Origin of the sequence: Streptomyces sp. JB150, from assembly GCF_011193355.1 — a bacterium.
In the GTDB taxonomy this organism is placed as follows: Bacteria; Actinomycetota; Actinomycetes; order Streptomycetales; family Streptomycetaceae; genus Streptomyces.
Genome location: NZ_CP049780.1, coordinates 947394 through 966012, shown reverse-complemented (window position 1 = coordinate 966012; position 18619 = coordinate 947394). Strand labels below are relative to the sequence as shown.

The window sequence follows — 18619 nt, the reverse complement described above, 5'->3', positions numbered from 1 at the left end:
GCGTCCGCGCGGTGGTGGGCCTACGCTCGCACCGTGCTGCGCATCATCGACGCCCGAACCGGCGAACCCGTCGAGGCCGCCCCCGCCCGCCGCGGTCTCACCCGTGTCGAGGCGCACGCGCGGGGCCTCGACGCCACCGCCCTGCGCGTGCTGCTGGTCGCCGACGTCCTGGTACGAGCCCTGGAGCTCGGCGGGACGCCCGTGTGGGGACTGCTCGCCGGGGAGCGGCAGCAGGCGGAGCTGCGCGCGGCGTGCGCCGCGCTCGGCGTGCGCCCCCTGGAGGACCGCTCGGCGGCGGGTCCGGGCCTCGGGGAACGGCAGATCCTGCACGTGGTCGCGGACGAGGGCACGGCACCGGAGGGCGTGCGGGTGGGCGTGGCGGCGGTGGAGGCTCCGGCCGAGGCGGGGCGGCTGCCGCGGGAACCGGCGGCGGACGTGGCGGGGGAGGAGGGCGTGCCGGGGGAGGGCGTGCCGCCCGGACTGCGGCTGGGGCCGCTGGGGCCGCTGCTGGACGGTGACCCGGCCGTGCTGCGCCTCGCGCTGCTGTCGCGGCGCAGGAGCGAGCCCGTCCGGCTCGACGCGCGGGCTCTGGCCGAGGCGCGGGAGACGCTGGACCGGTGGCGGCGGATCGTCGCCGAATGGGCGCGTCAGCCGTCGCGGCCGGTGCCCGACGAGGTCCGCGCGCGGCTCCGCGCGGCCTGGGAGGACGACCTGGACGTGCCCGGGGTACTGCGCGTCCTGCGCTGGGTGGAGGGCGAGCCGGAGCTGCCGGACGGGGCGCGCTTCGAGACGTACGTCCACGCGGACCGGCTTCTCGGCCTCGACCTCGCCCGCGACCTGGGAGCCCTGCCGTGATCGAGCGCGCCGAGGCCGGCCCGCTGCGCCGACTGGTCGTGCTGCGGCACGCCAAGTCCGCGCGGCCGCCCGGTGTGCCCGACCACGACCGGCCGCTCGCCCCGCGCGGGCGCCGCGACGCCCCGGCCGCCGGACGGGCCCTCGCCGCGGCCGACTGCCTGCCCGACCTCGCCCTGTGCTCCACCGCCGTCCGCGCGCGGCAGACCTGGGAGCTGGCCGCCGCCCAGTGGGGCACCCCGCCGGCGGTCCGGCACGACCCGCGGCTGTACGCCGCCGACGCGCCCGGCCTGCTCGCCGTCGTGCGCGAGACACCGCCCCGCGTGGGCACCCTGCTGCTCGTCGGCCACAACCCGGCACTGGAGGACCTGGTGCTCGGCCTGGCCGGAGACGGCCTCGACGACACCCTGGAGCGGGTCCGCGCGAAGTTCCCCACCTCGGCGCTCGCCGTCCTGTCCTGGCGCGGCACCGGCTGGCCGGAGCTGGACCCCGGCGCGGCGCTGCTGACCTGGGTGACGGTGCCGAGGGGGAGGAAGAAGTAGCCGCCGCATAGGCTGGCCGGATGCAGGACGAGTACCGCACGGTCGCCCGCGCGGGCGTGCACGAGACCGAGGTCAACCGCTCCCGCTTCCTGTGCGCCCTGGCGCCGGCGGCCACCGAGCGGGAGGCCCAGGACTTCGTCGCCGCCGTGCGCAAGGAGCACGCCGACGCCACCCACAACTGCTGGGCGTACGTCATCGGCGCCGACGCCGCGATCCAGAAGGCCAGCGACGACGGCGAACCCGGCGGCACCGCCGGCGCCCCGATGCTCCAGATGCTGCTGCGCCGCGACATGCGGTACGTCGTCGCCGTCGTCACCCGCTACTACGGCGGCGTCAAGCTCGGCGCCGGCGGGCTCATCCGGGCCTACGGCGGAGCCGTCGGGGAGGCCCTGGACGCGCTCGGCACGATCACCCGGCGGCGGTTCCGGCTGGCCACGGTGACCGTCGACCACCAGCGCGCGGGAAAGGTCCAGAACGATCTGCGCGCATCCGGGCGGGTGGTGCGGGACGTGCGCTACGGCGAGGCGGTCACCATCGAGATCGGGCTGCCCGACGCCGACGTGGACGCCTTCCGCGCCTGGCTGGCGGACGCGACGGCCGGGACGGCGGGGTTCGAACTGGGCGGGGAGGCGTACGGAGACGCATGACAATCCGGGCATAACGGCCGTAACTGCCCTTATTCCGTGCGGGCATGACGGGCGGTACCGGAGTAACCGGCCGTGATGTCAGTGCCGGCCGTTAGTCTCGGGGATCATGCGACTGCTGCACACTTCCGACTGGCATCTCGGCCGGGCGTTCCACCGGGTGAACATGCTCGGGGCCCAGGCCGAGTTCATCGGTCATCTCGTCACCACCGTGCGGGAGCGCGGCGTGGACGCGGTGGTCGTGTCGGGAGACGTGTACGACCGCGCGGTGCCGCCGCTCGCCGCCGTCGAGCTGTTCGACGACGCCCTGCACCGGCTGGCCGCCCTCGGCGTGCCCACGGTGATGATCTCCGGCAACCACGACTCGGCGCGCCGCCTCGGGGTCGGCGCCGGACTCATCGACCGGGCGGGCATCCACCTGCGGACCGACCCGGCGGCGTGCGGCACCCCGGTCGTCCTGCGGGACGCCCACGGAGACGTGGCCTTCTACGGGCTGCCGTATCTGGAACCCGCCCTCGTGAAGGACCAGTTCGGCGTGGAGAAGGCCGGGCACGAGGCGGTGCTGGCCGCCGCCATGGACCGGGTCCGCGCGGACCTCGCCAGCCGCGCGCCGGGCACCCGGTCCGTCGTCCTCGCCCACGCCTTCGTCACCGGCGGCCACGCCAGCGACAGCGAGCGCGACATCACCGTCGGCGGAGTCGCCGCCGTCCCGGCCGGAGTCTTCGACGGCGTCGACTACGCCGCGCTGGGGCACCTGCACGGCTGCCAGACCATCACCGACCGCGTGCGCTACTCCGGCTCCCCGCTGCCGTACTCCTTCTCGGAGGCCGAGCACCGCAAGAGCATGTGGCTCGTCGACCTCGACGCCGACGGCGCGGTCACCGCCGAGCGCGTCGACTGCCCGGTGCCACGCCCCCTGGCCCGCCTCCGCGGCACCCTGGAGGAGCTGCTCGCCGACCCGGAGCTGACGCGGCACGAGGAGGCGTGGATCGAGGCCACCCTCACCGACGCGGTCCGCCCCACCGAGCCCATGGCCCGCCTCACCGAGCGCTTCCCGCACACGCTCAGCCTCGTCTTCGCCCCCGAGCGGGCCCCCGACGACCCCGACGTCTCCTACGCCCGCCGCCTGGCCGGCCGCACCGACCAGCAGATCGCCGAGGACTTCGTCGCCCACGTCCGCGGCGCCGGTCCCGACGACCAAGAGCGCACGGTCCTCCGCGAGGCCTTCGACGCGGTCCGCGCGGACCGGGCGGTGCGGGAGGTGACCCCGTGAAACCCCAGGACCCCCGCCGCGAGCCACGTGCCGCTCGCGCGGCCCGCACCGGGCGCCTCCCGGGGGCGCGGGCTGCGGCCGACGGTGCGGGGTGTGCTGCTTCCCTCCGCCGCGTGCCCGGCACTGGCGGCGCGCCGCGCGCGTGCCGTGCTGCGGCGGGGCGCCCCGCAGGCGGCTGTTCCGGTGGCGGGGCTCCTGCCTGCGGTGTGTCCGGCGACCGTCGAGTGACTCCCGTCTGCGGCGCCCCTGCCGACCACCGCGCGACTTCCGTCTGCGGCGTGCCCGGTGACTGCCGCGTGGCCGGGGCGGTCCGCGTCGCGTTGGCGCGCTCTGTGGTGGGCGGTGCCGGTTGCTCGGGTGCCGGCCGCCGCGTGTCCGGAGCACACCGCGCGTGGTCTGCCACCCGCGTGGGTGAGGCCTGCTCCCGCTGCGAGGGCCACCCCGCCTGTGAAGCCCACGGCTTCAGTGCAGCCCATCCCGTCACTGAAGCTCAGCCCGTCGGCACGGCCCACCCCGTCAGTGCGGCTCACCCCGTCAATGAGGCCCACCCCGCGTGTCGCGACGCCGGTCGCGGGTCCCGCGAACGCCGCGCACCCGGCACCCGCCGCGCGTCTCACCCCCGCCGCGCGTCTCACCCCCGCCGTGCCCGCGGCCCGCGAACCCCGGAGGTCGGTCGATGAGGTTGCACCGGCTCGACATCACCGCCTTCGGGCCGTTCGGCGGGTCGCAGCGCGTCGACTTCGACGCGCTGTCCGCGGCCGGGCTGTTCCTGCTGCACGGCCCGACCGGCGCGGGCAAGACCTCCGTGCTGGACGCGGTGTGCTACGCGCTCTACGGCTCCGTACCCGGTGCCCGGCAGAGCGGGCAGGGGACCGGGCTGCGCAGCGATCACGCGGCGCCGGGGACCCGGACGTCGGTGACGCTGGAGCTGACCGTCGCCGGCCGCCGGCTGGAGATCACCCGGCAGCCGCCCTGGGAGCGCCCCAAGAAGCGCGGCAAGGGCACCACGGTGGACAAGGCCCAGACGTGGCTGCGCGAGTACGACGCCGCGGCCGGCAGCTGGCGGGACCGCAGCCGCTCGCACCAGGAGATCGGCGAGGAGATCACCCAGCTGCTCGGCATGAGCCGGGAGCAGTTCTGCCAGGTCGTGCTGTTGCCGCAGGGCGACTTCGCGCGGTTCCTGCGCGCCGACGCCGAGGCCCGCGGCAAGCTGCTCGGCCGGCTCTTCGACACCCAGCGCTTCGCCGACGTGGAGAAGCGGCTCGCCGACCGCCGCCGCGCCACCGAGGCCGGTGTCCGCGACGGCGACGCGGCCCTGCTCGCCGACGCCCACCGGATGCAGCAGGCGGCCGGCGGCGCCCTGGACCTGCCCGAGCTGGCCCCCGGCGACCCCGGCCTGGCCGACGCCGTGCTCGGCGCCGCCGCCATCGCCCGCAGCACCGCCCGCGAGGAGCTGGCCATCGCCCTCTCGCGGCTCGCCGCCGCCGAGTCCGCGCGGGCCGCCGCCGGCCGCACCCTGGAGGACGTACGCGAACTGGCCCGGCTGCAACGGCGGTTCGCCGAGGCCCGGCAGCGGGCGCTGCGGTTGCAGGAGCGGGCCGACGCCCACCGCGAGGCGCACGCCCGGATGGAGCGCGCCCGCAAGGCCGAGGCCGTGGCGCCCGCCCTGGAGCTGCGCGACGCCGCCGACGCCGAGCACCGCCGCGCGGCCGCCGCCGAGGCCCGCGCGCAGGCCGCGCTGCCCGAGCAGTACGCCGGCGCCGGCGCCGCCGAGGCCCGCGCGCGGGCCGCGCTGCCCGAGCGGTACGCCGGCGCCGGAGCCGCCGGGCTCGCCGCCGCCGCCCGCCGGGCCGCCGAGGAACTGGGCGGACTGGAATCGGCCCGCCGCGCGGAACGCCGCCTCGCCGACCTCGTCGCCGAACGCGACGGCCTCGACCGCCAGGAGCGCGCCGACGACGAGATCTTCCAGGAGGCCGACTCCTGGCTCGCCGGATGGGAGACCACCCGCGCGGAGCTGCGGTCCCGCATCGAGTTGGCGCAGGAGGCCGCGGGGCGGGCGGAACAGCTCGCCGAGCGGCGCGAACCCGCCCGGCGGCGGCTGGCCGCGGCCCGCGAACGCGACCGGCTCGCCGGCCAGGCGGACGCCGCCGAACGGCAGGCCCTCGCCGCCGCCCACGACGCCGTCGAGGCCCGTGCCCACTGGCTCGACCTGAAGGAACAGCGGCTGAACGGCATCGCCGCCGAACTCGCCGCGAACCTCGCCCCCGGCGAGCCCTGCGCCGTCTGCGGTGCCACCGACCACCCCGCACCCGCCCGCAAGGACGCCGCGCACGTCGACCGGGAGACCGAGGAACGCGCCCTCGCCGCCTACCAGCGCGCCGAGGACCAGCGCGCCGAGCACGAACGGCGTCTGGCCGCCGTACGGGAGGCACTGGCCGCCGCCACCGCCGAGGCCGGGGACACCCCCGCCGACGACCTCGCTCGCGAGGCCGAGGAGCTGGAGCGGCGGTACCAGCAGGCGCGCGCCTCCGCCTCCGCCCTGCACGCCGCCCAGGAGGAGCTGCGCCACGCCGAGCAGGAGCACGAGCGGCGCACCGCCGCCCGGCAGCAGGCCGCCGTCCGGGCCGCCGCGCGCGTCGGCCACCGGGAACGCCTGGAGAGCGAACGGGCCGCGCTGGAGGAGGAGCTGACCACCGCGCGGGGCACTGCCGAGAGCGTGGCCGCGCGCGCCGCCGAGCTGGAGCAGCGGGCCGCCCGGCTCACCGAGGCGGCCGAGGCCGCCCGCACCGCCGAGGACACCGCCCAGCGCCTGAAGAGCGCCGACGCGCGGCTCGCCGACGCCGCCTTCCGGGCCGGTTTCGACACCCCGCAGGCCGCCGCCGACGCCCTCCTCGACGACGCCGCCCACCGTGACCTGCAACGCCGGTTGGACGCCTGGCAGACCGAGGACGCCGCCGTCCGCGCGGTGCTCGCCGAGGCCGACACCGCCGCCGCGGCCGCACTGCCGCCCGCCGACCTCACCGCCGCCGAACAGGCCGCCGCCGAGGCGGAGCGCTGGGTGCGCGAGGCCGCCTCCGCGCGGGACGCCGCCGAGCGCCGGTGCGCCGAACTCGACCGGCTCTCCGCGCGCGTGGCCACCGCGGCGCGCCGCCTGGCGCCGCTGCGCGAGGAGTACGACCGGGTCGCCCGCCTCGCCGCGCTCACGGCCGGCACCTCCGCCGACAACGAGCGCCGGATGCGCCTGGAGGCCTACGTCCTCGCCGCCCGCCTGGAGCAGGTCGCCGCCGCCGCGACCGTACGGCTCCAGCGCATGTCGTCCGGCCGGTACACCCTGGTGCACTCCGACGACCGGTCCGGGCGCGGCCGCAGCGGGCTCGGACTGCATGTCGTCGACGCCTGGACCGGACGCGAGCGGGACACGGCCACCCTGTCCGGCGGCGAGACCTTCTTCGCCTCGCTCGCCCTCGCCCTCGGACTCGCCGACGTCGTCACCGACGAGGCCGGCGGGGTCCGCCTCGACACCCTCTTCATCGACGAGGGGTTCGGCAGCCTCGACGACCAGACCCTGGACGAGGTGCTGGACGTGCTCGACTCACTGCGCGAACGGGACCGCAGCGTCGGCATCGTCAGTCACGTCGCCGACCTGCGGCGGCGCGTCCACGCCCAGCTGGAGGTCGTCAAGGGCAGATCCGGCTCCACGCTGCGGCAGCGCGGTCACTGACCGAGGGGGCGTCTGGGCAGCGGGGACGAGTACACGACACTCGTGGTCACCGAGCCCAGCGCGCCGATCCGGCCCGACACCTCCTCCAGGTGCCGCATCGAGCGGGCGGCCACCTTGATGACGAAGCAGTCGTCGCCGGTGACGTGGTGCGCCTCCAGGATCTCGGGCGTGGCCGCGACGAGGTCGTGGAACGGCTTGTAGTTGCCGGTCGGGTAGCGCAGCCGGACGAACGCGAGGATGGGCAGGCCCAGCCGATCGGGGTCCACCACCGCCGCGTACCCCTGGATGACACCCGCCTCCTCCAGCCTGCGCACCCGCTCGGTCACCGCGCTCGGGGACATGGAGACGGCCCGCGCCAGTTCGGCGAAGCTGGCGCGGCCCTCCCGCTGGAGGACGTCGAGGATGCGCCAGTCGGTGGCGTCCGGGGAAAACGCGGTCATCCCCGAGGGATAGCAGGGAAATCCCCGGCAGGGCAAGGGGTGGACCGTGGAACAGTCCTTCAGGGAGCTGATCGACGACCGTAGATTTCTGGTCATCGGACAGCAGAGAGGACCCCTCACGATGACCGCCACCGCCGCCCCCGCCGCCCCCGGCCTCGCCGTCACCGCCCAAGCCGTCACCGCCCCAGCCCCCGCCAACCCCGTCCTGCGCGTCGCCCCCGCCGGGCCCGCCGAGGCCGCGGCCTACTTCCGGGCCGCCCTCGCCTTCCACGCGGACGTCGCCGACGTCGCCGCGGCAGTGGCCGCCGGCGGTGATCCGGGTTTCGTGGTGCTGGACACGCGCTCCACCGCGGCGTGGGACCAGGGTCACGTGCCCGGTGCCGTGCACCTGCCGACCGCGCTGATCCCCGCGCAGGCCGAGGAGTTGCTCGACAAGTCGGTGCCCGTCGTCACGTACTGCTGGGGCCCCGGCTGCAACGGCGCCACGCGGGCCGCCCTCGCCCTCGCCGAACTCGGGTACCAGGTCAAGGAGATGCTGGGCGGATTCGAGTACTGGGTGCGGGAGGGCTTCGAGTTCGAGACGTGGGAGGGGCGGGAGCGGCGGGGTGCCGATCCGCTGACGGCGCCCGTGGGCTCAAAGGAGTGCGGGTGCTGACGTGACGGTCGCGCGAGGCGCCGCGGGGTGCGGTCGGTCGGCGGGTGCGGGTCGTGGTGGGCTGGTCGCCCGGTTCCCCGCGCGCCCGAGGGGTGGGAGTGCCGCCCCCGTTGGCCAGGACCCGGGAAAAATCGGGGTGCCGTCCCCTCCTCCGGCCGCGCATCATGATCCGTATGCCTCGACTTCCGCACCCCACCCCCGAAGAACTGCGCCGTAACCCGTTGCCGCTGCGCGGGCGGACCGCGCTCGTCACCGGAGCCAGCCGGCGCGGCGGCATCGGGTACGCCGTGGCCCGGCGGCTCGCGGCGTACGGCGCGAGTGTCTATCTGCACCACCACGTGCCGCACGACGCCACCCAGCCCTGGGGCGCCGACCGGCCCGAGGAGGTTGCCGCCTCGGTGCGCGCCGCCCTCGGCGACCCGGACGCGCGGGTCGTGCACGGACCCGGCGACCTCGCCGACCCGGCCGCCCCCGCCGAGCTGATCGCCACCGCCGCCGAAGCGCTCGGCGGACGGCTCGACATCCTCGTCGCCAACCACGCCCTCAGCGGCTCCGACGGCACCCTGGACGCCATCGACACGGCCATGCTCGACGCCCACTGGGCCGTCGACACCCGCTCGGTGCTGCTGCTCGTGCAGGCCTACGCACGGCTGCGCGCCGGGCTGCCGCCGCGCACCCCGGGCGGCCGGGTGATGATGATGACCTCCGGGCAGGACCACGGCGGCGGCATGCCCGGCGAGATCGCCTACGCCCTCCAGAAGGGCGCCCTCGCCTCCATCACCCGCTCCCTCGCGACCACCCTCGCCGAGCAGGCGGTCACCGTGAACACCGTCAACCCCGGCCCGGTCGACACCGACTACCTGACCGGCGAGGCCTACGACCGGGTCGCCTCCCGCTTCCCCGCCGGGCGCTGGGGCATGCCCGACGACCCTGCCCGCCTCATCGCCTGGCTGGCGACGGACGAGGCGGCCTGGGTCACCGGTCAGGTGATCGACTCCGAGGGCGGCTTCCGCAGATGAGCGGCGGGCCGGCCGCCGCGGCCGGTCAGAGCCGGGACAGCTCGTCCACCAGGTCGTCCAGACCCAGCGACCCCTGGGAGAGCGCCGCCATGTGCCAGGCCTTCAGATCGAAGGCGTCGCCGTGCCGCTCGCGCGCCTTCTCCCGGCCCAGCAGCCAGGCCCGCTCGCCCAGCTTGTAGCCGATGGCCTGGCCGGGGATCGTGAGGTAGCGGGTCAGCTCACTGGAGACGTAGTCCTTCGGGCGGCTGCTGTGGGCGCCGTAGAACTCCTCGGCCAGTTCCGGCGTCCACCGCTCGCCCGGACGGAACGGCGAGTCCGCGGGGATCTCCAGCTCCAGGTGCATGCCGATGTCGACGATCACCCGCAGGGCCCGCATCATCTGCGCGTCCAGGTATCCGAGCCGCACCTCGGCGTCCGTGAGGAAGCCCAGCTCGTCCATCAGCCGCTCCGCGTACAGCGCCCAGCCCTCGGCGTTGGCGCTGACCAAGCCGACGGAGGCCTGGTAGCGGGACAGGTTTTCGGCGACGTGCGCCCACTGCGCCAGCTGCAGGTGGTGGCCGGGCACGCCCTCGTGGTACCAGGTGGACACCAGGTCGTAGACCGGGAACCGGGTCTCGCCCATCGTGGGCAGCCAGGTGCGGCCCGGACGGGAGAAGTCCTCCGACGGCGGGGTGTAGTAGGGGGCGGCGGCGCTGCCGGGCGGCGCGATGCGCGACTCCACCTTCCGCACCCGCTCGGCGAGTTCGAAGTGGGTGCCGTCCAGCTTCTCGATCGCCTCGTCCATCAGGCCCTGCAGCCACGCGCGGACCTCTTCGACGCCCTCGATGTGCCGGCCGTGCTCGTCGAGGTGGGCCAGCGCCACCCACGGCGTCGCGGCGCCCGGCAGGATCTTCTCGGCCTCCTGGCGCATCTCGCCGAGCAGGCGGTGGAACTCCGCCCAGCCGTAGGCGTACGCCTCGTCCAGGTCGAGGTCGGTGCCGTTGTAGTAGCGCGACCAGCGGGCGTAGCGCTCGCGGCCCACCGTGTTCGAAGCGCCCGCGACGGCCGGCGCGTACACGTCGCGCATCCAGTCCCGCAGCTCGGCCACGGCCGCCGTCGCCGCCCGGGCGGCCTGGTCCAGTTCGCCGCGCAGGGCGTCGGGGCCGCCGGCGGCGAAGTCCTCGAACCAGCCGCGGCCCGAGCCGGTGTCCGCCCACTCGGCGAGCTGCTCGACGAAGACGGCGGTCGGGCGGGGGCCCGCGTGGAGCGTGCGGTCCAAGCCGAGCGCCAGGGACTCGCGGTAGCCCGTGAGCGCGGCCGGCACGGCCCGCAGCCGCTCGGCGATCGCCGCCCAGTCCTCCTCGGTGTCCGCCGGGGTCACCGTGAACACCTCGCGCACGTTGTGGACGGGCGTCCCGAGGTTGCCGACCGCGCGCAGCCCCTCGTCCGCCTCGTGCACGGCGAGTCCGGCGGTCAGCCGCTCCCGCAGCAGCCGGGCGCAGCGCCGCTCGATGTCGCTGTACGCGCCGGGCCGGCGCTCGGCCTCGTCGAGCCGCGCCAGCGTCCGGCGGGCCAGCTCCGCGAGGGCCTCCTGGCCCGCGGGCGAGAGGTCGGGCAGACGGCTCGAACTCTCCTTCGCGCCGAGGTAGGTTCCGGTCACGGGGTCGAGGGCGATCAGCTCGTCGACGTAACCGTCGGCGATCTCGCGGGGCAGCGCGCTGTTGGTGTCTGACATGCGGACCATCCTCGTACGGCGGCCCGGCTCCGTCACCCGGTTTGCGCCGACGGCGAAGGCGGCAGCAGGGGACCGCAGTCCCACTGCTGGAAGATCAGCCGGGTCTCCACCCGGGCCACCTCGCGGCGGGCCGTGAACTCGTCCAGGACCAGCCGTTGCAGGTCCGTCATGTCGGTGACCGCGACATGCACGAGATAGTCGTCCGGGCCGGTGAGATGGAAGACGGTCCGCGACTCCGGCAGCGCCCGGATGCGTTCCACGAACGGCCCGACCAGTTCCCGCCGGTGCGGCCTGACCTGCACCGACAGCAGGGCCTCCAGGCCGCGCCCCAGCTTGGCCGGGTCCAGCCGCAGCTGGTGCCCGAGGATCACGCCCGCGCGGCGCAGCCGGGTCACCCGGTCCAGACAGGTCGACGGCGCGACCCCGACCTGCGCGGCGAGATCCCGGTAGGTGGTCCGGGCGTCGTTCTGCAACAGCCGCAGCAGATGGAGATCCACCGGATCCAGTACGACAGATTCCGCCATCGGCCGAACGTAGCACGGGAAAGAACGATCCGACCCCGGCTGGTGTTCACCCTCTCGGCCATGGAGTCAGCGCGCACACAGACACGCACCCGTACCCGGGCACTGGCCACCGAGGCCGTGCACGCCGGCCGCGACGACCTCGCCGGACTCGGCCTGCACGTTCCGCCGATCGACCTGTCGACCACCTACCCCTCCGCCGACAGCCGCGCCGAGGCCGCCCGCATCGACGCGTTCGCCGCGACCGGCGCCGAACCGGACGGCCCGCCCGTCTACGGCCGACTCGGCAACCCCACGGTCGCCCGCTTCGAGACCGCCCTCGCCCGCCTGGAGGGCACCGAGGCCGCCGTCGCGTTCGCCAGCGGCATGGCCGCGCTCAGCGCGGTCCTCCTGGTCCGGGCCTCCCTCGGCCTGCGGCACGTCGTCGCCGTACGTCCTCTGTACGGGTGCAGCGACCACCTGCTGACCGCCGGACTGCTCGGCACCGAGGTCACCTGGACCGACCCGGCCGGCATCGCGGCGGCGCTGCGCCCGGACACCGGGCTGGTCCTCGTCGAGTCCCCGGCCAACCCGACGCTCGCCGAACTCGACCTGCGGGCCGTCGCCCACGCCTGCGGTTCGGTGCCGCTGCTGGTCGACAACACCTTCGCCACGCCCGTGCTGCAGCGGCCCGTCGAGCACGGCGCGCGGCTGGTGCTGCACAGCGCCACCAAGTACCTCGGCGGCCACGGCGACGTGCTCGCCGGAGTGGTCGCCTGCGACGAGGAGTTCGCGGGCCGGCTGCGCCAGGTCAGGTTCGCCACCGGCGGGGTCCTGCACCCGCTCGCCGGGTACCTGCTGCTGCGCGGCCTGGCCACCCTGCCGGTCCGGGTGCGGGCCGCGTCGCAGACCGCCGCCGAACTCGCCCGCCGCCTGGCCGCCGACCCGCGGGTGGAGCGGGTGCACTATCCGGGCATCGGCGGCGCGATGATCGCCTTCGAGACGTACGGCGATCCGCACGCCGTCATCGGCGCTGTCCGGCTGGTCACCCCGGCCGTCAGCCTCGGCAGCGTCGACACCCTCATCCAGCACCCGGCGTCCATCAGCCACCGCATCGTCGACGCCGACGACCGCCGGGGCGCCGGAGTCAGCGACCGGCTGCTGCGGCTGTCAGTGGGCCTGGAGGACGTCGACGACCTGTGGGCCGACCTGGACCGGGCCCTGGGGTGAACGCGCGAACGGCCCGGCAGGGCCGGGCCGTTCACATCGGACGGGGTCACTCGCCGACGGTCAGCCGGCCGCTCACCGCGGCCGGCTCCAGCCGGGCCGTGATCACCAGGGTGCCCTCCTCGATCTGGTAGTCGAGGGGCAGGCCCAGACCGCGCATCGCGGCGACCATGCCGGTGTTGGACGCCTGGGTGACGGCGTACACGCTGGCGCAGCCCGCCTCGGCGGCCATCGCCACCAGGCGGCCCAGCAGCTGTGAGCCGACGCCGCGCCGCTGCCAGGCGTCCTCCACGAGCAGCGCCACCTCCGTTTCGTCCCCGTCCCACAGCAGGTGACCGAGGGCGACGATCCGCCTCGAGGGGGTCTCCACGGCGAGGGTGCGGCCGTAGCGCGGGGAGAGCAGATGGTTGAGGTAGCGGTCGGCGTCCCCGACCGGCCCGTGGTAGCGCAGGGAGAGGGTGCGCGACGAGCAGCGCCCGTGCATCTCCTTCGCGGCCGCCACGTCGTCGGTGCCGGCCCGGCGCACGGTGATCGCGTCACCCTCGGGCAGGGTCAGCACGTCCTGGCCGCGCGGGATGCGCGGTCCGAGCCGGGAGTCCAGCTCCACCAGCGCCCGCGCCCGCGCGAACTCGGTCGGGGTGAAGGGCAGGTAGGGGCGCTCCACGGTGATCACGGAGCCCTCGGGGGCGCGCAGTCGCAGCACGGTGTCCTCGAGGACGCCCTCCGCCGGGACCGCGTCCTGAGCGCCGTCCGCCGGGGCGGCGGGCAGCTGGCGGATCGTGCAGCGGCCCAGCAACTGGCGCAGTGCCAGTGGCAGTTCGGCCGCGTCGAGGGCGGTGCGGGTGGCCAGGCCCAGGATCCGGGTCGGGGCGTCCACCAGGTCGTGGGCGTCGGCCCGCTCGATCCAGGTGCCGCTGCCGCCGGCCAGCGCCACCGCGTGGGTGAGCTCGCCGGCCGGGAGCGTGCCGGGGGCGCGCAGCAGGAACTCGTCCACCGTGCCGTGGCCCAGCGGATGCGTCTGCAGGCTCAGGATGTCCACCCGGTGGCCGGCCAGTGCGGTGCACAGCGCGGCCAGCGAGCCCGGCTCGTCCCGCACGGTCGTCCGCAGCCGCCACAGCGTGCTCGGCCCGGGGACGCCCTCGGGCGTGCCCTGCCCGTCCTCCGGGCTCTCGCCCGTCCCGGCCCGCTCCGGGGAGCCGGGCCGGGCGCCGGTATCCAGGGCCGGCGGCGCGTGGCCGTGGCGCCGTGCCCACCAGGTGTGGAAGGCCGCGGTGGCGAGCAGCACGAGAGCGGAGATCAGCAGCAGCGCCGGGCCGTCGGGGCCGTGCCCGATCAGGTTGGCCACGGCGTCGGCGACCGCCACGGCGGTGAAGAGGGCGGCGAGTTCGACCACGTCCCGCCGCCAGTGGTGCACGGGACGCCCGTTCTTGGCGCGTGTCACATCAGTCGTCTTCCGATTCATGCACCCACTGTGAAGGAACGGTGTTGCGTGATCACGAACGGTGTGTGACTGATGGGTAAAGCGGGCATCTGCCCGTTTTGCGTTCAAGTAAAGCGGCAAGCGCCACCCGCGTCCGGCCGCGCCCAAGTCCCGCCGCCGCGCCCAAGCCCGCAGCGCCCAAGTCCCGCCGCGCACGCGAGCGATGCCGCGCACCGCGGGATGACGGCGGTGCGCGACACGGCAACGAGGGTACGGGATCGCCGGGCCGCCCGGCGGCCACTGCCCGGGGAGCGGTGCTACTGCCCGACGAGACCCGGCTGGAGCACCTTCGTGAACAGCGCGGTGCCGTCCTGCTCCCGCAGCCGGACCGTCAGTTCACCGCTGCCCCCGTCGATGTCGACCTCGCCGAAGAACTGGTACCCCTCGGCGGGGGACACGTTCGCCCGGGCCGGTGCCTTCACGAAGACCCGCTCGGGACCGAACGTGCCGTCAAGCGCGTTCGCCGGGAAGGCACCGGCGTTCAGCGGCCCGGAGACGAACTCCCAGAACGGCTCGAAGTCGGTGAACGCGGCCCGCGACGGCTGGTAGTGCTGCGCCGAGGTGTAGTGCACGTCGGCCGTCAGCCAGACCGTGCCGGTGATCCGCCGGTGCTTGACGAACCGCAGCAGCTCCGCGATCTGCAGTTCCCGGCCCAGCGGGGCACCGGGGTCGCCCTGCGCGACGGCTTCGATGTTCGGCCTGCCGTCCCCGGTGTCCGGCACGACCAGGCCGAGCGGCATGTCGGAGGCGATCACCTTCCACACCGCGCGCGACCGGGACAGCTCCCTCTTCAGCCACTCCAGCTGCTCCCGGCCGAGGATGCCCTGCGGGTCGTCGGCCTGCGTGCCGGGCGAGTTCGCGTTGCGGTACGTGCGCATGTCCAGCACGAACACGTCCAGCAGCGGGCCGTGCCGCTGCACCCGGTAGACGCGGCCGCCGGGGCGGCGCAGCGTGGAGATCGGGAAGTACTCCGAGAACGCCCGCCGGGCCCGCGCGGCGAGCACGTCGACGTTCTTCTCCGTGTACCGGCCGTCCGTGAGGATCTCGCCCGGATACCAGTTGTTGGTCACCTCGTGGTCGTCCCACTGGATGATCGAGGGCACCCGGGCGTTGAACGCGCGCAGGTTCTCGTCCAGCAGGTTGTACCGGAAGTTGCCGCGGAACTCGGCCAGCGTCTCGGCGACCTTGGACTTCTCCTCCGTGGTGACGTTCCGCCAGATCCGCCCGTCGGGCAGGGTCACGGTCTCGCCGATCGGGCCGTCGGCGTAGACGTTGTCGCCGGAGCACAGGAAGAAGTCCGGGTCCAGGGCGGCCATCGCCTCGTAGATGCGGTAGCCGCCGAGGTCCGGGTTGATGCCCCAGCCCTGGCCGGCCAGGTCGCCCGACCAGACGAACCGCACCCCGTCGCGGCGCCGCACGGACGCGGTGCGGAAGGTGCCGGTGACCGGCTCGCCGGTACGGCGCGGGTCGTCCGGGTCGGCCAGCAGCACGCGGTAGTGGATCTGCTCGCCGGGCGGCAGACCGCGCAGCCGCACGGTGCCGGTGAAGTCGGTGTCCGCACCCAGCAGCGGGCCGTGCCATCGGCGCGGATCGCGGAACGACTCGGTGGCGGACGTCTCGACGATCATCCGGGCCGGCCGGTCGGAGCGCACCCACACCAGCCCCGAGTCCGTCGTCACGTCACCGGTCTGCACGCCCCAGCCCGCCCGCGGACGCCCCGACAGGGCGAGCGCGGGAGCCGCGCCGAGACCGGCGGCGGGCAGGGTCAGGGCGGCGGACGCGGCGAGCGAGCCGCGCAGCACGCTACGGCGGTCGGGGAGCGGGCGCTGGGACATGAGGCAGCCTCCAGGACGAAATCCGGCCAGTGTGTGGAGCCACACCTACGCGGACATCACGGCGCACACGGAAACCACAAGTGAACAACCGCTCCCGCCGGCCGGGGAACCGCCCTGCCGGTCACATCGCCCCCGCCATCAGCCGTACGCCCTCCCGGATCCGCCCCGGCGTCAGGTGCGCGTACCCCAGCACCAGCCGCACCGCCCGGTCCGCCACGCCCTCGCCGTCCGGCCGCGCGTGCGCGCAGTCCGACAGCGGACGGACGGCGACCCCCGCCGCGGCCACGCGCGCGAGGAAGGCGTCCTGCGGGCCGTACCGCTCCGGCAGCGTGGCGATGACGTGCAGCCCCGCCGCGATCCCGGACACCTCCGCGCCGGGGAAGTGCTCCGCCAGGGCGGCCACGAGCACGTCGCGGCGCTCCCGGTAGGCGCGCTGGCAGCGGCGCAGCTGACGGTCGTAGTCGCCGCGCTCCACGAAGTGCGCGAACGCCGCCTGGTCGACGCTGGGATGGCCGAGATCCATCGCCTGCTTGCGGCTGACCACCTCCTCCGCCAGCCACTCGGGCACCAACAGCCAGCCCAGCCGCAGTCCGGGCGCGAGCGACTTGCTCACCGAGCCGGTGTAGGCCACCCGCTCCGGGTCGAGGCCCTGCAGCGCGCCGACGGGGGAGCGGTCGTAGCGGAAGTCGCCGTCGTAGTCGTCCTCCAGGACGATCCCGTCCACCGACCGCGCCCAGCCGAGGAGTTCGGCGCGGCGCCGCGCCGAGTAGGCGATGCCGGTCGGGTACTGGTGCGCCGGGGTCGTCATCACCGCCCGCACGCCCGACGCCCGCAGCGGGCCGGGCGCGAGGCCCTCCCCGTCCAGCGGCAGCGGCACGGGCGTGACCCCGGCCGCGGCGTACATGCCCTCGTGCTCAGGGCTGCCCGGATCCTCGACGCCCACCGCGCGCAGCCCGCGCGCCCGAAGCGCGAAGCCGAGCAGCGCGGTCGCCTGCGTCACCCCGGACACCACCACGAGCCGCTCCGGGTCCGCGACCACGCCCCGTCGCCGGGCCAGCAGTTCCGCCAGGGCGGTGCGCAGCCGGGGCAGACCGCGCGGATCCGGATAGCCGAGGGAGTGGTGCGGCAGCTCGGCCAGCACCCGCCGCTGCGCCGCGGCCCACGCCGCGCGCGGGAACAGCGACAGGTCCGGCGTGCCCGGCACGAAGTCGGCGCGCGCCCCCGCTGAGCGCGGCGCGAGGTCGCGCACCCGTGGCCGGGCGGCCCGTACGGCGTCCCCCACCCACGTCCCCGCGCCCCGCCCGCTGCGCAGATAGCCCTCCGCCGTCAGCTGCTCGTACGCCTCCGTGACCAGCCCGCGCGACACACCAAGGTCGGCGGCCAGATCCCGACTCGACGGCAGCCGCGTGCCCGCCGCCAGCCGCCCCGACCGCACCGCCTCCCGCAGCGCCGCGCGCAGCGCCCGCCCCCGCGACCGGGCCGGCGCGGCGGCGGCGGGCAGCAGCACCTCCCAGGCGACCGCACGGCCGGCGCCGCCGTCCCGGCTGTCCGGGGAGGCGCCGCCGTCCCCCGCGTGCGCGGCAGCCGAATTGGTCCGGGACACCGTCATGGAAGTGGACCTTAAACCGGGCCGCCGCGCTTCCTAGCGTCGGCCCCATGAACGCCACCACCCGCGGCTGTCTCCTCGCCGCGCTCGCCTGCGTCCTCGTCGGAGGATCCTTCACCGCCAACAGCCTCCTCGGCGACTACCCGTACGCGGGCGGCCAGTTCCTGCGTTACGGCCTCGCCTGCCTGCTGCTGATCCCGCTCGCCGGACCGGGCGCCGCCGCCCGGCTGCGCGCCCTCACCGCCCGGCAGTGGGCGCGGCTCGCGCTGCTCGCGGCCGTCGGCATGGTCGGCTTCAACCTGGCGGTCCTGGCCGCGGAGCGCACCGCGGAACCGGCGGTGCCGGGTGTCTTCGTGGGCTGCGCCCCGGTCGTCGTCGCCGTCGTCGTCCCGCTCCTGGACGGGCGGCGGCCCCGCCGCGCCGTGCTGTACGGGGCCTTCATGGTCGCCGCCGGCGCCTTCGCCGTGCAGGGCTGGGGCCGCACCGGCACGGCCGGACTCGTCTGGTCGGCGGGCGCGCTCGCCGGCGAGGTCGGCTTCGCGGTGCTCGCCATGCCCGTGCTGCGCCCGCTCGGCCCGCGCCTGCTGTCCGCCACCGTGTGCGCCGTGGCCGCGGCGGAGTCCGCGGCGGCCGGCCTCCTCCTGGACGGCACCGCCTGGCTGCGCCGTCCCGACGCCACCGAGACGGCCGCCCTGCTGTGGCAGGGGGTGATCGTCACCGTCGTCGGCTTCGTCTGCTGGTACATGGGCATGCAGCGGATCGGCGCCGAGCGCGCCACCCTCTTCTCCGGGCTCATCCCCGTGGCCGCCGCCTGCACCGCCCCCCTCGTCGGCACCGGCTCCTACGGCCTCGCCCAGGCCGCCGGCAGCGCCCTGGTCGGCGCCGGGGTCGCCCTGGGCTCCGGCGCGCTGAACCGGAGCCCGCGGCGGCGGTCACGTCCCGCGCCCGGCGCGCCCGGCGCTCACGGCGCACACGACGGTCACGGCACGCACCACGTGCCCGAGGCGCCCGCTGTTCCCGAGCCGCCTGACGCTCCCGGCGTGCGCGAGGGGGCGCGGTCGCTCGCGCGCAAGCAGAGGTGACAGAGCATGGGGAACTCGCTGAAGCCCTC

Annotated in this window: 15 protein-coding genes; 9 read left to right on the top strand and 6 right to left on the bottom strand. The window is 75.7% G+C overall.

Annotated features, from left to right (window positions below; genetic code table 11):
- Positions 1-33: 33 nt before the first annotated feature.
- The 5 genes from G7Z13_RS04485 (at position 34) to G7Z13_RS04465 (ending at position 7032) form a co-directional block, all read left to right on the top strand.
- Complete coding sequence (locus G7Z13_RS04485; protein ID WP_165996237.1) at positions 34-855, top strand: hypothetical protein; 822 nt, start codon at positions 34-36, stop codon at positions 853-855.
- Positions 852-1394, top strand: coding sequence for a histidine phosphatase family protein (locus tag G7Z13_RS04480; protein ID WP_165996236.1), 543 nt, complete (start codon positions 852-854; stop codon positions 1392-1394). The genes G7Z13_RS04485 and G7Z13_RS04480 overlap by 4 nt, the downstream gene beginning before the upstream one ends.
- A 20-nt stretch (positions 1395-1414) precedes the next feature.
- The gene (locus G7Z13_RS04475; RefSeq protein ID WP_165996234.1) at positions 1415-2041 is read left to right on the top strand and encodes a YigZ family protein; all 627 of its coding nucleotides are present in this window, start codon (positions 1415-1417) and stop codon (positions 2039-2041) included.
- Between the two features lie 106 nt (positions 2042-2147).
- Positions 2148-3311: an exonuclease SbcCD subunit D gene (locus G7Z13_RS04470; RefSeq protein WP_165996232.1), complete on the top strand. Its 1164-nt coding sequence runs from the start codon at positions 2148-2150 to the stop codon at positions 3309-3311.
- 676 nt (positions 3312-3987) lie between these two features.
- Positions 3988-7032: an SMC family ATPase gene (locus G7Z13_RS04465; RefSeq protein WP_165996229.1), complete on the top strand. Its 3045-nt coding sequence runs from the start codon at positions 3988-3990 to the stop codon at positions 7030-7032.
- On the opposite strand, the gene G7Z13_RS04460 is transcribed toward G7Z13_RS04465, so the two are convergent.
- Positions 7026-7472 (bottom strand): Lrp/AsnC family transcriptional regulator, encoded by a 447-nt coding sequence (locus G7Z13_RS04460; protein WP_165996228.1) that lies wholly within the window; start codon positions 7470-7472, stop codon positions 7026-7028. The genes G7Z13_RS04465 and G7Z13_RS04460 overlap by 7 nt on opposite strands.
- Positions 7473-7593: 121 nt before the next feature.
- Between G7Z13_RS04460 and G7Z13_RS04455 the strand changes: the two genes are divergently transcribed.
- Together G7Z13_RS04455 and G7Z13_RS04450 are read left to right on the top strand one after the other, a co-directional pair.
- Positions 7594-8127, top strand: coding sequence for a rhodanese-like domain-containing protein (locus tag G7Z13_RS04455; RefSeq protein WP_166004611.1), 534 nt, complete (start codon positions 7594-7596; stop codon positions 8125-8127).
- Between the two features lie 173 nt (positions 8128-8300).
- The gene (locus G7Z13_RS04450) at positions 8301-9146 is read left to right on the top strand and encodes an SDR family oxidoreductase (protein WP_165996226.1); all 846 of its coding nucleotides are present in this window, start codon (positions 8301-8303) and stop codon (positions 9144-9146) included.
- 25 nt (positions 9147-9171) lie between these two features.
- Here G7Z13_RS04450 and G7Z13_RS04445 read toward each other — a convergent pair whose 3' ends face one another.
- A complete protein-coding gene (locus G7Z13_RS04445; protein ID WP_165996224.1) occupies positions 9172-10860 on the bottom strand; it encodes a DUF885 domain-containing protein in 1689 nt (562 codons plus the stop codon).
- A 32-nt stretch (positions 10861-10892) separates the two neighbouring features.
- The gene (locus tag G7Z13_RS04440; RefSeq protein WP_165996222.1) at positions 10893-11384 is read right to left on the bottom strand and encodes an Lrp/AsnC family transcriptional regulator; all 492 of its coding nucleotides are present in this window, start codon (positions 11382-11384) and stop codon (positions 10893-10895) included.
- Positions 11385-11444: 60 nt separating this feature from the next.
- Here G7Z13_RS04440 and G7Z13_RS04435 point away from each other — a divergent pair, with 60 nt between their 5' ends.
- Positions 11445-12590, top strand: a complete 1146-nt coding sequence (locus tag G7Z13_RS04435; protein ID WP_165996220.1) for a PLP-dependent transferase — start codon at positions 11445-11447, stop codon at positions 12588-12590.
- A gap of 46 nt (positions 12591-12636) precedes the next feature.
- Here G7Z13_RS04435 and G7Z13_RS04430 read toward each other — a convergent pair whose 3' ends face one another.
- From G7Z13_RS04430 to G7Z13_RS04420, 3 genes are all read right to left on the bottom strand, one after another.
- Entirely contained in the window at positions 12637-14049 is a 1413-nt protein-coding gene (locus G7Z13_RS04430) for a GNAT family N-acetyltransferase (RefSeq protein WP_206312998.1), read from the bottom strand.
- A 275-nt stretch (positions 14050-14324) separates the two neighbouring features.
- A complete protein-coding gene (locus G7Z13_RS04425; RefSeq protein ID WP_165996218.1) occupies positions 14325-15902 on the bottom strand; it encodes an alkaline phosphatase D family protein in 1578 nt (525 codons plus the stop codon).
- Positions 15903-16023: 121 nt separating this feature from the next.
- The gene (locus G7Z13_RS04420; RefSeq protein ID WP_165996216.1) at positions 16024-17511 is read right to left on the bottom strand and encodes a PLP-dependent aminotransferase family protein; all 1488 of its coding nucleotides are present in this window, start codon (positions 17509-17511) and stop codon (positions 16024-16026) included.
- 47 nt (positions 17512-17558) lie between these two features.
- Between G7Z13_RS04420 and G7Z13_RS04415 the strand changes: the two genes are divergently transcribed.
- Positions 17559-18590 (top strand): DMT family transporter, encoded by a 1032-nt coding sequence (locus tag G7Z13_RS04415; protein ID WP_165996214.1) that lies wholly within the window; start codon positions 17559-17561, stop codon positions 18588-18590.
- The last annotated feature ends 29 nt before the right edge of the window (positions 18591-18619 follow it).